Origin of the sequence: Pseudomonas sp. NUPR-001, assembly GCF_052147955.1 — a bacterium.
GTDB lineage: Bacteria > Pseudomonadota > Gammaproteobacteria > Pseudomonadales > Pseudomonadaceae > Aquipseudomonas.
On record NZ_CP197353.1, the window covers coordinates 5,225,764 to 5,239,070 of the forward strand.

At 58.7% G+C, this 13,307-nt stretch carries 10 protein-coding genes and 1 pseudogene; 1 reads left to right on the forward strand and 10 read right to left on the reverse strand.

Annotated elements, in window-relative coordinates:
- Nucleotides 1–344: 344 nt before the first annotated feature.
- Nucleotides 345–899: pseudogene (locus ACP6KB_RS24085) on the forward strand (DinB/UmuC family translesion DNA polymerase); the annotation flags it as partial.
- 163 nt (nt 900–1,062) lie between these two features.
- Here the strand turns inward: ACP6KB_RS24085 and ACP6KB_RS24090 are convergent.
- From ACP6KB_RS24090 to ACP6KB_RS24135, 10 genes are all read right to left on the reverse strand, one after another.
- The gene (locus ACP6KB_RS24090; protein ID WP_023102015.1) at nt 1,063–2,025 is read right to left on the reverse strand and encodes an SdiA-regulated domain-containing protein; all 963 of its coding nucleotides are present in this window, start codon (nt 2,023–2,025) and stop codon (nt 1,063–1,065) included.
- Nucleotides 2,026–2,063: 38 nt separating this feature from the next.
- Nucleotides 2,064–2,417, reverse strand: coding sequence for a TraR/DksA family transcriptional regulator (locus tag ACP6KB_RS24095; protein WP_014597086.1), 354 nt, complete (start codon nt 2,415–2,417; stop codon nt 2,064–2,066).
- Nucleotides 2,418–2,423: 6 nt separating this feature from the next.
- Nucleotides 2,424–3,275, reverse strand: a complete 852-nt coding sequence (locus ACP6KB_RS24100; RefSeq protein ID WP_017244583.1) for a universal stress protein — start codon at nt 3,273–3,275, stop codon at nt 2,424–2,426.
- Nucleotides 3,276–3,288: 13 nt separating this feature from the next.
- Nucleotides 3,289–4,776 carry a SulP family inorganic anion transporter gene (locus ACP6KB_RS24105; RefSeq protein ID WP_008567161.1) on the reverse strand — a complete coding sequence of 496 codons (1,488 nt, stop codon included), beginning with the start codon at nt 4,774–4,776 and terminating at the stop codon, nt 3,289–3,291.
- Between the two features lie 346 nt (nt 4,777–5,122).
- Entirely contained in the window at nt 5,123–6,187 is a 1,065-nt protein-coding gene (locus ACP6KB_RS24110; RefSeq protein ID WP_008567162.1) for a hypothetical protein, read from the reverse strand.
- A 3-nt stretch (nt 6,188–6,190) separates the two neighbouring features.
- Complete coding sequence (locus ACP6KB_RS24115; protein WP_008567163.1) at nt 6,191–6,439, reverse strand: acyl carrier protein; 249 nt, start codon at nt 6,437–6,439, stop codon at nt 6,191–6,193.
- The gene (locus ACP6KB_RS24120) at nt 6,436–8,337 is read right to left on the reverse strand and encodes an HAD-IIIC family phosphatase (RefSeq protein ID WP_023102014.1); all 1,902 of its coding nucleotides are present in this window, start codon (nt 8,335–8,337) and stop codon (nt 6,436–6,438) included. The genes ACP6KB_RS24115 and ACP6KB_RS24120 overlap by 4 nt, the downstream gene beginning before the upstream one ends.
- A gap of 21 nt (nt 8,338–8,358) precedes the next feature.
- The gene (locus tag ACP6KB_RS24125) at nt 8,359–9,897 is read right to left on the reverse strand and encodes an MBOAT family O-acyltransferase (RefSeq protein WP_017244581.1); all 1,539 of its coding nucleotides are present in this window, start codon (nt 9,895–9,897) and stop codon (nt 8,359–8,361) included.
- A gap of 580 nt (nt 9,898–10,477) precedes the next feature.
- The gene (gene rfbD / locus ACP6KB_RS24130; protein ID WP_017244580.1) at nt 10,478–11,389 is read right to left on the reverse strand and encodes a dTDP-4-dehydrorhamnose reductase; all 912 of its coding nucleotides are present in this window, start codon (nt 11,387–11,389) and stop codon (nt 10,478–10,480) included.
- A gap of 916 nt (nt 11,390–12,305) precedes the next feature.
- Nucleotides 12,306–13,268, reverse strand: coding sequence for an IS30-like element ISPsme1 family transposase (locus ACP6KB_RS24135; RefSeq protein ID WP_442107591.1), 963 nt, complete (start codon nt 13,266–13,268; stop codon nt 12,306–12,308).
- Nucleotides 13,269–13,307 lie beyond the last annotated feature (39 nt).

The window sequence follows — 13,307 nt, forward strand, 5'->3', positions numbered from 1 at the left end:
CCATAGCAACCAGAATTATCGATTGCGCCTGATTGGGCCTCCGACGGCCTCCTAGACGCTGAGAAAATCCCCGGAAGTTGATGGTCATCGTTTGCTGCGTTTTTACACGGTCTGGGCCAATAGCGGACGCTAGTGATAAGTCGAATCTACGCCAAAAAGCGGGCAGCGCCTGGCGGCTGGGTAATCCACCATTTCCATTGGCTGCCACCTGGAAATTCTCCCAGACATAAGAGTTCGGCATGGTCCACGTAGTGGTGTGGCGAGACCTTGCGGAGCGATACAGGCCAGCCTTAATGGGTTCGAAGCTGCTCCAGGTCAAAGGCAAGCTGGAGAATCAGTCCGGGGTCGCGTCACCCAAACAGGAAATCTGCTGCTCGCGGATGTTCGGCAAGCGCTTGCGCGAGCTGGAGCCGATCAAGGAGGCAGTGGCGGCGTACGCCGCCCGGGCCAGCGAGAAGCTGAGGGCACAGCAGTCACTGTGCAAGCGTGTCCGAATCAGCATCCGTACCGGCATGTTCAATCCCGACGAGCCCAAGTTCGCAAAAGGCGTGGTGTGTGAGCTGCCGTATCCCACCGACGACACCCGATACATCACCCGGGCGGCGATCGCCGGTTTGGAGCACATCTATCGCGAGGGCTTTTCGTTCAGCAAGGCCGAGGTCCTGCTAATGGATCTGTGCCAGCGTGGCGAGTACACCGACGATCTATTCGCTCAAACCCAGTCCGCTGCGTCGGAGCGGGTTATGGGCGTGCTCGATGCAATCAACGCCAAGTGGGGCCGCAACACCCTCCGGCCCGGCCGCGTAACCACCGCGCCGGACTGGGGCACGCGACGGGAGATGATGAGCCAAAGTTTCACGACCAAGCTGGATCAGTTGTGGGTGGTGCGGTGCAACTAGGCGAGTGGCTGATACGAGTTTTTGCAATGGATGATATCGGCCAAAGCGAAGGTCAGATCAAATCCCACCAAACGGTAGATTTGCCTTCCATTGTAAATCATAGAATCTGTCAGCTTGTAAGAGCGTTGAGAAACGCCCAGCGATGAGGAGTTACTCCTATAAGTCAATCTTGCGCCCGTGTGAATCGGTAAAACAGATTTGGTTCGCTGACGATGTATAAATAGCCGTCCGTGTCGGTCGTTACACCCTCTGCCTGGGGAATACCTTTCTGCAACCCAGCAAAACCGGTGGCCAAGGAGCGAAAACTCACGACTTTCCCCACATCCGTCATTTCAATCAGCAGCTTCGACTCGTCGCTGAGTAGGAGTAGATGACCGCTTCGTTGATCGAACACGACCGAAGATAAGTCAGTCGCGAAAATCTTGCTATTTACCAAGTCCGACATGTCGCGCACATGAAGGGAAAGGCCGCCTTCAAGACTTGCACGTAGTCCGCTCACCTCCAGCAGCTGGCGGGGGTCACGCTCCCGCGTGAGAAATAAACGGTCTCGTTTCAGATCGTACGCAAGCCCCTCAAGACTTTTGTTGTCCTGGTTGCCCAGCGCCAAGGTGAGAGCTGGATACTTCTCGCGGCTTATCGAGCGATTTGAAGAAAGCTCGCCATTATCTTCCAAGGGCACATCCACGATGACCAGACTCTGACGACGCTCCTCAGCGATTGCCAGCTGGCCGTTACCAACGTAGGACACCGCCTCTACATCATGGAACCCGTCCAGGCTGTAGCGTCTCAGCAAATCGCCTTCGCGACTTAGAGCCAGCAGTTCATTAGGTCCGTTGGTAACTGCCCACAACAGATTCTGGTCAGGGTCGAAGGTCAGTCCGGAAAGGTTGTTCTCTACACCAGGAACCGGCTTAGCATCCAGCTCGACCTGATAAGCCGGCAGCCATACTGAGCTCTCATTCCAGTCGTCGGTGTGCCAGTAGGTCTTTACCCAAAAATACAACCGGTCATCAAGATGCTTGGTACGGATTTGAAATATGGCGAAAATTACTAGGAACAGCACCACCCACAGCCAGACGTGGGTTCTTCGCGTTTTAGTGGATCCTTTTTTCTTGCCTATCGACATTCAAATTCTCAATTAATGGGAGTGACGAATCGGAGATTTCAACCTGACTCACCGAGACTGGCACAACTAATACATAGGGATGCAGCCGGGTCGAACTCCAGGCGGCCCGGAGCAATAGGCTCACCGCACTGAGCGCACCAGCCATACTCACCCTCATGCCAGCGTTTTAGCGCCAGTTGCAGCCGCACCCGTTCCTGCTTCGTGCGGCTGCGGATGGCATCGTTCATCGCTTGCTGTTGGAGTGCATCCATTCTCGAAATACGACCTACTTTGCTCTGATCAAGCTCCACCGATTGCGACCGTGCTTCGGCACCTTCCAACAGGCGCTCCAGCTCGGCCGCCTTTCGATCCAGCAGCGCTTTGAAATAGGCGAGATCCAGCGGTTTATCCATAACCAATCAGCGCAGCAGGAGCAGCGGACTTGTGGTGGAACGCAACATACTTGTTGTGGTGCTACCGACCAGGAACTGGCGAATACGGGAATGACCGTAGGCGCCCATCACAAGTAGGTCGATGGCATGCTCGTTCTGATAGGCATGCAGGGTGGGCTCAACTTCACCGCTACGGATCGCGGTATGAACGGTGAACCCTGAGTCGAGCAGGGCTTTTTGTGCCCAGCCAAGCTGCGATACCGATTCTTCGTTTTCCGATCCGACCATAACAATGTGGACTGGCAGCCCCCTGAGCAGAGGGCTGGACGCCAGCATCTCCACGCCTTTTCGCGTGGTAGCGCTGCCATCGAAGGCCACCAACGCGCTTTTGGGCTCCTTGAATGCTGTCGGAGTAACGAGAACTGGCCGATGCATGATTCGAATCACGCTTTCCAGCTGGCTTCCGACGTGCTGACTCAGACTACCGCTGGATTCGCCCTGGCGGCCGATGACCAGCAACCGTATCTCGTCTTCCAATGCCTGGAGGCTTTCCAACAACTCGCCGTGGCGCTGCTTGGATTCCGGTGAGGTAACACCGTTTCCAATCGCGCGCTCTTTGGCGTTCGCTAGCATGATTCGCCCTTGTTCAAGCGCCAATTTGCTGCGCTGTTCATCCAGAGAGGCAAGTTCATCGAGGAGATGCTCGCGGCTGCCGAGTCCGATATTGCCGCTCAGGTTCGCTGCAACCGGATATTGTTGTTGATCTAATACGTGCAGAAAGGTCAGCGGAGCTTGCAAACTCCGACTGGCCCAGGCTGCATAGTCGCAAACCGCTGGAGCCGAAGCGGAACCGTCGATGCAGGCGATTACATTGGTCATTGTTGTTCTCCTTTTAGTGGCCCATTAGTTGATCAATGGCGTCCGGCTTATCGTGCACGCCAAAGCGGTCAACGATAGTGGCGCTCGCTTCGTTGAGTCCCAGCACCTCAACCTCGGTCCCCTCACGGCGGAACTTGATGACTACCTTGTCCAGCGCGGCAACTGCGGTGATATCCCAGAAGTGAGCACGGCTCAGATCAATGGTTACCTTGTCTACTGCTTCCTTGAAATCGAATGCAGCGATGAACTTGTCAGCGGAGCTGAAGAACACCTGCCCGATGACGGTATAGCTTCGATGTTCACCTGCCTCGTCCAAAGACGAAGCGATATCCATGTAATGGCCAACCTTGTTGGCGAAGAACATCGCGGCTAGCAATACGCCGGCGAGTACGCCGTAGGCCAGGTTGTGGGTTGCGACCACGACCACCACGGTTACGACCATGACAATGTTGGTCGACAATGGGTGTTTCTTCAGATTGCGTAACGAGTCCCAGCTGAAGGTACCGATCGAGACCATGATCATCACTGCCACGAGCGCGGCCATTGGAATTTGCTTCAGCCAATCACCGAGGAAGACCACCATCAGCAAAAGGAAAACGCCCGCAGCCAAGGAGGAAAGGCGAGTACGTCCACCGGACTTAACATTGATGATGGACTGACCAATCATCGCGCAACCAGCCATACCGCCGATCAGACCGGACGCGATGTTAGCCACACCTTGACCCTTGCACTCACGGTTCTTATTGCTGGGTGTGTCGGTCAAGTCGTCCACAATGGTCGCGGTCATCATCGACTCTAGTAGTCCAACGACGGCCAGGGCTGCCGAGTACGGGAAGATGATTACCAGCGTCTCGAACGTCAGCGGCACGTCTGGCCAGAGAAAGACTGGCAGCGTATCGGGCAATTGCCCCATATCACCTACAGTCCGAATATCCAATCCAACTGCAATGGCAACAGCCGTCAGCACGATGATGCATACCAGGGGCGATGGGATGAGCTTTCCAATCTTCGGGAGATACGGAAAGAGATAGATGATCCCTAGGCCTGCGGCTGTCATTGCATAGACGTGCCAGGTGACGTTCGTCAGTTCGGGCAGCTGCGCCATGAAGATCAGGATTGCCAGAGCATTGACGAAGCCTGTAACCACTGAGCGTGAGACGAATCGCATCAGCGAGCCGAGTTTCAGGTAGCCAGCAAAGATCTGCAGCACGCCACACAGCAAGGTGGCAGCAAGGAGATATTCGAGGCCGTGGTTCTTCACCAGTGTGACCATCAGCAGGGCCATAGCGCCTGTGGCGGCCGAAATCATACCCGGGCGCCCCCCTACGAAAGCGATAACCACAGCGATGCAGAAAGAGGCGTAGAGGCCAACCTTAGGATCAACTCCGGCGATGATCGAAAAGGCGATGGCCTCCGGGATCAGAGCCAGTGCCACGACGAGGCCGGCGAGAATGTCGCCACGTATATTGGTCAGCCAGTTTTGCTTGATTGTTTGCAGCATCAGTAAATCCAAGGCAATGGACGCAACGGCACCGTGCCGCAGTGGCGTGCCGAGTGTGTCGAGTCGAGTTGTAGGTATCGAGTGACAATTCTTTCGAATGGTCGGATTGCTGCAGGCGCAGCAAGACGAATCAGCTATCAGTAGGCTGATTCAAGGGAGGGGGCGTTGCGCTATGGCGGCGTAGGCAGCCAGATAGAGATTGTCAAAACGTTCATTCTGTCAGTGATTTTCAACAGTCAGAGCTGAATAAGGCAGCAGACCATACCATAGAGCGCATGGTGATGCGACTCGGTGGGCAAGGCCGAACCTCATGTATAGGGTCTCGCTTATCCAGCATTACCGAGAATCATGGCTCGCCGTAGGCATCGTTGCCGGCGAGCACGGAATTCTGGAGTCTGGCCTGATCCCACGCTCGCAGTTGCTCGGCCAGCGCCACGGAAAAGCCCTGCACGGCTGACCAGCGCAGGTGGATGGCATCTACGAAGGCCGCTGGTGGAGCGACCCATTCGCGATCGGCGTTCCAGTATTGCGCGCCGCCATTGCCTGCGATGGCAGCCGTCAGCTTCTCGTCGAAACGGGTGAGGAAGCTGCCGTCGGCATCGATCTTGGCTTTCCACTGCGGGTGCAGGGGCGTGGAAACCACCAGCAGCTGGCGTTGCTCGTTCTTCAGGCGTTTCGACAGTTCGCCCAGGGCGACAAAGCAGCTGTCATCCAGCGCGTCCGGTTTGTCGTAGAACAGGCCGCGATCACCCTGCGGCTCCAGCGGCCCGTCGCCATGGCGGGTGAACACCAGCGGGTCCCATTCGATCTCGTTGGCCCGCTGCGCCTTGACCGTCTGCGCATTGCGCAACAGCGAACGCGGCGAGAAGTAGCGCATGTAGTAACCCCAGCGTGAGGCCCGCTGATAAACGTAGTGATCGGCATCCTCGCGGTCGAACACCGCATCCGGCACTTTCCAGCAGCCGGCGAAGTCCAGCGGATCGACGATCATCACCACTTGGCGGACGCTCGGTTCACGATCCAGCAGCCAGTTGGCGACATAGGTCGACTGGTTGGCGTGCAGGCCGCAGAACGCACCGTTGAGCGGACGCAAGCCGGGCGTCTGTTCGATCAGCACGTCGCCATCGACATGGCGCCAGGCGACCGAGGAACCAACGATCAGCAGGTTCGGATCGGCGATGGGGTTGTGCCGCAGAAAGTGTAGCTTTTCGTCCACACACAGGCTGTTGGAGAAGGCCGGTGGCGGCAGGTTGTCGGTGTGATTGAGCCAGGCGAGCAGGGCGGCAAAGCCGCCGAGCATCCCGAACAGCCCGGCGAACATGCCCAGCAGGTAGCCGGCACGTATCCGCCGCTGGTCTGCTTCGGCCCGGGCGGCAACGCCGTCCGGGCATGTATCGACGGATCTGGCCATGACTCATCGCCCTCCGAGTTTGGTCTGGATCAGTTGCGCGAAGTGGCCAACGTTCTTCAGCGATTCCAGTTCGGCGGTGCGGAACTTGATGCCGAAGCGTTGCTCGGCGGCCACGATCAGCAGCACATGGGTCTGGCTGTCCCAGCCATCGATGTCGTCGGCGGTGGTTTCGGACGTGAGGACGATATCGTCATCGTCGAACACGTCATGGAAGACCTGGGTCAGCGCCTGGAGAATTTCCTTTTCGTTCATGCTTGCACCTGGATGTGATGGTTGATGGAAGCGCGCGAGGCCAGCTCGTAGCGCCAGAAACTTGCATCGGCGATGGCGTCGGCAGGGGCGGGGCGCTGCTCGAAGCCCAGCCGCGGATAGTGTTCGGCAACCATGCCGTTGCGTTCGGTGGGGCGGTATTCGCCGACCAGTGCACCCCAGCCGGCAGTTGCTGCCGCATCGGCCAGCACCTCCAGCACGGCCATCTCGACTTCACGCCCCAGCACGCGGCAGCTCATCAGCCAGCTGTCGATCAGCAGTTCGTCAGCCTCGATGGCTGTATCCGGTCGCGCCAGCACCACGCTGATCAGGCCGTTATCGCCGAACTTGTCTTCCAGCCGCAGGGCCAACGCGATAGTTTGCGGATCGCTGGCCATGCGCTCGACTTCGGCTTCGGTATAGCGGCGGGTGGTGAGGTTGAACTGATTGGTCTTGTTGATCAGCTGGGTGGCTCGGGCCAGTTCGGTGGCGCCGATGTGGCTGACGCGCAGCACCATCTGCAGCCCGCGCAGGTAGCCTTCCATGTCCGTGGCCTGATTCAGCGCGGCCTTGCGTTCGGCATTCAGCGCATAGCTGCGGCCGCGCTCGGCGTCATCGGAGGTAAAGGACACGGCCTCGAAATAACCCGCGGCGGCGATGCGTGCGGGGTAATCGGCGACATCGTCGGGCAGTTCCGGTACGGCGACTTCCGGCAGCTCGCGGCGCACGATGTCGCGCTCGGCGGGGTTGTCGTCGACGAACACCAGGCTATCCAGACCGATATCGAGCATGCTCGCGATGCGCCGCAGGTTGCCGGCCTTGTCTTCCCAGTTGGCTACGAATGCTGCGATATCGCTGCGCTTGAGGGCCATCTCGGTATGTTCAAAGGCTGCTTCGGCAACGTGCAGGTCGTTCTTGCTGCACACCGCAAGAATTACCCCGCGGCGCGCCAGTTGCGCGGCATAACGCTGGAAGGCGAGAAACGACTCGCCACTGGGGCTGCCCAGGCCGAGCTGGATACCGTCGATGCCGTCATCACCGATCACACCGCCCCAGAGGGTGTTGTCCAGATCGAGTACCAGGCATTTGCGCGACAGCCCGGCAGTGGCCGCTGCGATCCGTGCCAGCTGCTCGCCATAAAGCGGTGCCAGGGTCGGGCTGACCAGCTGCTTGGCCTGATGCCAGCGCACCGGCTCGCCCAGGCCGTCGCCATAAGCGGCTGCGTGCCAGGCCAGATCGAGCAGCAGCACGCCATCCTCGCGGGCAGCGGCTCGGATGGCGGCATTCAACCGTTCGATGACTGCCCGCGGCGAAGCCGGCACCAGTGCTTCGTAAGAGCCGAACAATGGCGGCGCCACTGGCACCAGGGTTTGCTGCACCACCTGCGCGGCATATCGCTCGCGGGCCCGGCGCCAGAGCAGGCGCAGCTCATCGACGCGCTCCGCCACGGCGGCATCCACCTCCGCCTGGCTTGCCTGCAGGGGCAGTTGCAGCGGCGCGTCATGGGCGTCCAGCGCCAGCACCACCAGTTGCGGGGCGAAGGCGTTCAGCGCCGGGTCATCGGCCAGCAGCGCCTGGCGATACATGCCGTAGGGCGCAACGTGCAACGACAGCGCCAGCCGCCGCTGCAGACCGGCCACGCGGATGGCCGGCAGCAGGTGATCGACCGTATGCGAGGACAGCAATGCCACCCGCAGTGGCGTCAGGCGTGCCGCCGCGGCGTGCTGCTCGATGCCGGCGGCAGCCAGCTTGTCCAGTCGCGCGGTGAGGGTGAAATCCCGTTGATGAGCGGCCAGCTTGACGGCTTCATGCAGCCGCTGCAGCGGATCTTCGATGCGTTTGGCTTGGCCGATGGCGCCGGACAGATCCGGGTGTGTCGGCAGCCAGGAGAGCTGTTGCATACCTGGGACTCCTTGTCGTGGTCAGAACTGGAAGTAGAGGAACTCCGTCGGTGCCATGGAGAAGGCGATCGCCAGGGCGAAGAAACCGAGGACGCCTACGGCCATGCCGTGGATCGCCGTCGGCCGCCAGGCGCTGACCGGCAGCAGCCGTTCGGTCCAGTGCGGCTGGGGCTGGAAGTTGAGCGCGGTGCGGAAATGGCCCATCCACTGCTGCACGTTGGGCATGCCCCAGACGAAGACCAGCAACGCGGCGATATAGACGAAGTCGGAGCGATCCATCGCCGTGCTGGTCGGGCTCAGGCCGAGCATGCCGGCAAGGATCGCCATGGCGGTCGGCACGTCGCTGGCGCGGAAGAACACCATCGCCACCACCACGCAGCCAAAGGTCAGCGCGACGGCCGCGGCCTTGTGCCACCAGATGTCGCTGTCCAGCTTCCAGCCCTGACGCGCCTTCCAGGCACGCCAGCCGTGGGCGACCACCAGATAGAAGCCGTGCAGCAGGCCGAAGGCGACGAAGTGCCAGCCGGCGCCGTGCCAGATGCCGGAAATGAACATGGTGAAGACGGTGGGGTAGGCGACCAGCGCAAAGAAAGTGCCGGCGGTCATCTTGCCCCGCCGCGGCTGAGGCTTGCCGGCCGCCATGCGCGCGCGGGTCACGCGCAGCACGATGGGGTTGTAGATGTAGGCGGTGAGGAAACGCGTCAGCGTCATGTGCCAGCGCGACCAGTAGTCGATGACGTTGCGCGCCTTGAACGGGCTGTTGAAGTTCGCCGGCAGGCTGATGCCGAACAGCAGCGCCAGCCCGATGGCCATGTCGCTGTAGCCGGAGAAGTCGAAGTAGATCTGCAGTGTGTAGGTCAGCGCGCCGGTCCAGGCGTCGTAGAAGGCCGGGATGGTGCCGTCGGCGGCCAGGCTGAAGACCGGGGTGGCTTTCAGCGCGAGGGTGTCGGCGATCACCACCTTCTTGAACAGGCCGAGCAGAAACACCGTGGCGCCCAGCGACAGGTTGTCGATGCGCGCGCGGAAGCTGTCGCGGTCGTTGAACTGCGCAAGCATTTCAGCGTGGTGGGTGATCGGTCCGGCGATCAGCTGCGGAAAGAAGCTGATGAACAGGCAGTAGTTGGCGAAGTCGTGTTCTTCCACCACGCCGTCATGGGCATCGACCAGGTAGGCGATCTGTTGGAAGGTGAAGAAGGAGATCGCCAGCGGCAGGATGATGTCTTCCACCCGCCAACCGAGATCCAGCGCTGCGTCCAGCGTGCCGAGCAGAAAGCCGGTGTACTTGTAGTAGACCAGCAGCAACACGTTGGCCGCGACCGCCAGCCCGAGCACCAGACGTGAGGGGTGCCGGCGCAGGTAGCCACCGAGCAGATAGTTGACCAGCATGCTGCCGACCAGCAGCGGTACGTAAACCGGGTTCCACCAGCCGTAGAACACCAATGAGACGACGGTTAGCCAGATCACCGCGAGCCGCTGTCGGCCGGATCCGGTTAGCACGAAGAATCCAATCAGCACCACCGGAAGAAAGCCGGCGATGAATTCCACCGAATTGAAAAGCATCTTTCCCTATCCCTGCTCAGCGTACGTGCATCGCTGCCCAGGCCGCCGGCAAGGCGGGGCGAGTCATCCATAAAGTCCTAGCGCCACGCCACCGACAATCCATCCTGGTCGGCTTTGCGACATCCTCGGTCCCTCAGTGGGTGCTCGCTCGGGTTACGGCCACCTTGGCCGGCTACCCCTGAGCTCCTATGACTCGGACGTGACGGTGTAAAAAAAAGTTTCAGCGTTTGTTGCACCGCCGAGCGTTTTATTGCCGCAGGTCAAAAGAGCCCCGGCGGACGCGGCCTGCAGCCCATTTCCGTCGGTCGGGAACGTTCCCGGCATTTTTCAAGGCTCGGAAAATTTGAGCGCGAACGAGTTACTGGCGTGTTCGGGCGACCGTTCAGCGCCGGTCAAATTCCGACGAAGGGAGCGGCTCAGGCCGCGCGTATAAAGTACGAAGAAGAGTCGAGTCGCGCCCTAGTATTCGCGGAGGTTGTAACGCAAGGACGGCGGCGCCGTCGACGAGCCGCTGCTCAACATCGACAGCGGCTTACGGCAGGTGATGCTTGGCGCCCGTGCCTCTCGATAGCGATTGCCGTTAACAGCGAACCGATGAGATGTGCAGCCGATCAGAATCCGCTTTTAACGATTGGAGGGTCGCCTGAAGATCGGCACGCCAAGGCGTCGGCGATATCCCAAATGTGCTCTCAAAAAGGCGACAGTCCAGCACGGACCAGGCAGGGCGCTTGGCTGGCGTTGGATATTCTTCTGTTGTGATAGGCGTCAATCGCGGAGAGCGTCCAATAATTCCTGCTCTGGATACATGATCGAATATGGCTTGAGCAAACTCGAACCAGGAGCAATGTGACTGACCGCTGAAGTGATAGAGCCCCCATGGCAGCTTTCCGTCTGATTGATAACGCTGAGCGAGTTCAAGCAGGACCGAAGCGATACGCTCGCTACTGGTTGGGCACCCTACCTGGTCATCGACGATACGCAGCTCCTTTTCGCCTGTCAGACGCAGCATCGTGTTCAGGAAGTTGCTTCCATATGCCCCATAGACCCAGCTGGTCCTTAAGATCAGGTGCTTCTCCACCTGCTGCACCTGAGCCTCTCCATCACGTTTACTCGCACCATAGACGCTGAGGGGGGCTGTTTTGTCGTGCTCCACATAAGGGCGGCTGTGCTTCCCGTCGAAAACGTAGTCGGTGGAAAGATGGAAAATTGGAATACCGTGGCTGTCAGCGTGTCGTGCCAAGTTTCCTGCACCGTCTCGGTTAACTCGATAGGCAGCTTCCACACTCGTCTCAGCAGCGTCGACGCCGGTAAACGCGGCGGCATTGACGATAAGGTCTGGCTTCAGTAGCTCGATCTTCTCCAAGACAGACTGGCCGTTGCCAACATCAAGCTCGGCTTTAGACATGCCGATAATGCTCCACCCATACTCGGTGCCTTGTTCGACTAGATTGCGTCCTACCTGACCGTTGCAACCGGTGACTAATATCTTCACTTTCAGGGCTCTTGAGAAATAAAGAACGTTCTTTATGAGATGAAATAATCGATGGTTCAATCACTTAGCGTCAGATCGTAGCTCTGCATTTCCCAGCTACGCCTGATTCGTGTGAAAACCTTGCTGTACAGACATCTAAAATACTTTAGCCATAATCGCAGAGCATGCAGGAGGCCATTGCATTGATTATGCGGACCCAATGGGACAGGTAATGAATTGAGGTGTGAGGGACGGCTATCCATTGCCAGAGACTCTATCAAGTGACCCATGATCAGACGCTCAGCGCATGGTTCTGGTTCCCGCGAGACCGTGCTTGAACTGCGAAGCTGTTCCTGGTGCGATCGAAGATGTGGGGGTGAGGTAGGCGCTATAGCGGATCAGTGAGCGCATGTAGTAATGCCAAGCGACTACCTGGTTGCAATATCAGTGCAGCTCCTTTGGAAGGCTGAATCGGACACCTGCTTGACCGAAGCGGTCGCTTGCTGGGCGGTAGCTTTCGGCCAGAAGCAGCCAACAGCGGACATCAGGCGCCTACAGAAATAGGGGCTATTCAGTTGCTGCCTAGATTGATGAAAAGGCCATGTATGCTACAAGTTTGATGAACAATTGAGATGACCAGTTTGCAAAGGAGTGTGAGCAGTGATTGGATGGTTTATGGCTGGCAACCGCATGGCTTCGCTAGCAGGAAAATGGGCGGATGCTACGAGCCTCAATCCGGGCGATAATGGCCAAATAGCTCTGTTTGCTAGGGAGTTGATGAGGCGAACTGGTCTTCGTGCAGAGGATGCGTGGATTCGGAGCCTAATCAAGTGGATTCGCAATCACCCTGACTCGGAGTCGAGAGTCGTCCTCGCCACGGCTCTGATCCGCTTTCTAGATATTTATGAGCATAGCGCTGGGTTTTCGCCACCTGAATTCAACACATAAGTGCAACGCTCGCCCCTGCATAAACTTCGTACGGCGTCTTCCAGCCCAGGCGTTTTCGCGGGCGTAAATTGATCTTCGTTACCACGCGACTGACCGCCTCGACGGTCAGCTTGCTGAAGTCGCCGCCCTTGGGAAAATACTGCCGGAGCAGGCCGTTGGTATTTTCATTAGTGCCTCGCTGCCAGGATGAATAGGGTTCTGCAAAAAAGACTTGGCACTGGCTCCGATGCGCAATGCGTTCATGCCCGGCAAACTCCTTCCCGTTATCCAGCGTCAGCGTGTGAACAGCATGCCCCTTGAGCAACAGATTGATCGCCCGCGTTACCTGCCGGCGCGTCCTGCGCTTGACCGGATAGGCGCTCAGGTAGCCGCTTTTACGATCAACCAGCGTGACCAGATTGCCGCCTACGCCATGCACCGTGTCACCCTCCCAATCACCTAGACGCTCGCGGGCTTCGACCTCAGCAGGGCGCTCGGTTATCGATACGCGATTACGCAACTGTCCGCGCCGGTCGTGGCTTCCGTAGCGTTTTCGGTACAGCTTCCTGCGGTGCCGCAAATACTTGTATAACTCGCCACCTGCGTGTTTGTCGGTGGCGATAAACCGATAAATCCACTCGTGACTGACCGCGCGCTCCGGCTGCTCTTGCTTCAGGCGCTGAGCAATCTGCTCCGGGCTCATACCGTGTTTTAGCCAGAGCGGCAGATAATGGCTGAACCACGTTAATGGCTTGCAGTGCTTGCGCGCCTGCGCTCGACGGGCATCACTTTCATGGGTCGCAGCAACCGCTTTGTAGGTCTTCTGGGAGCTGTTGCGGCGAACCTCACGACTGATCGTCGAGGGATGTACGCCAACCTGTTTCGCGATGCTTGCCTGGCTTTTTCCGGCGCTCAGACCGGCCTCAATCTGGTAACGTTGGCCCTGAGTCAGCTGCCGGTAATGCGTAGTCATCTGCGCTTGAATCCTTCGGTGTGAGAGCCTGGATTCTAC

Coding starts and splice junctions, on each gene's coding strand:
- ACP6KB_RS24090 (WP_023102015.1), bottom strand. CDS start 2,025: ATGTCGATAGGCAAGAAAAAAGGATCCACTAAAACGCGAAGAACCCAC.
- ACP6KB_RS24095 (WP_014597086.1), bottom strand. CDS start 2,417: ATGGATAAACCGCTGGATCTCGCCTATTTCAAAGCGCTGCTGGATCGA.
- ACP6KB_RS24100 (WP_017244583.1), bottom strand. CDS start 3,275: ATGACCAATGTAATCGCCTGCATCGACGGTTCCGCTTCGGCTCCAGCG.
- ACP6KB_RS24105 (WP_008567161.1), bottom strand. CDS start 4,776: ATGCTGCAAACAATCAAGCAAAACTGGCTGACCAATATACGTGGCGAC.
- ACP6KB_RS24110 (WP_008567162.1), bottom strand. CDS start 6,187: ATGGCCAGATCCGTCGATACATGCCCGGACGGCGTTGCCGCCCGGGCC.
- ACP6KB_RS24115 (WP_008567163.1), bottom strand. CDS start 6,439: ATGAACGAAAAGGAAATTCTCCAGGCGCTGACCCAGGTCTTCCATGAC.
- ACP6KB_RS24120 (WP_023102014.1), bottom strand. CDS start 8,337: ATGCAACAGCTCTCCTGGCTGCCGACACACCCGGATCTGTCCGGCGCC.
- ACP6KB_RS24125 (WP_017244581.1), bottom strand. CDS start 9,897: ATGCTTTTCAATTCGGTGGAATTCATCGCCGGCTTTCTTCCGGTGGTG.
- ACP6KB_RS24135 (WP_442107591.1), bottom strand. CDS start 13,268: ATGACTACGCATTACCGGCAGCTGACTCAGGGCCAACGTTACCAGATT.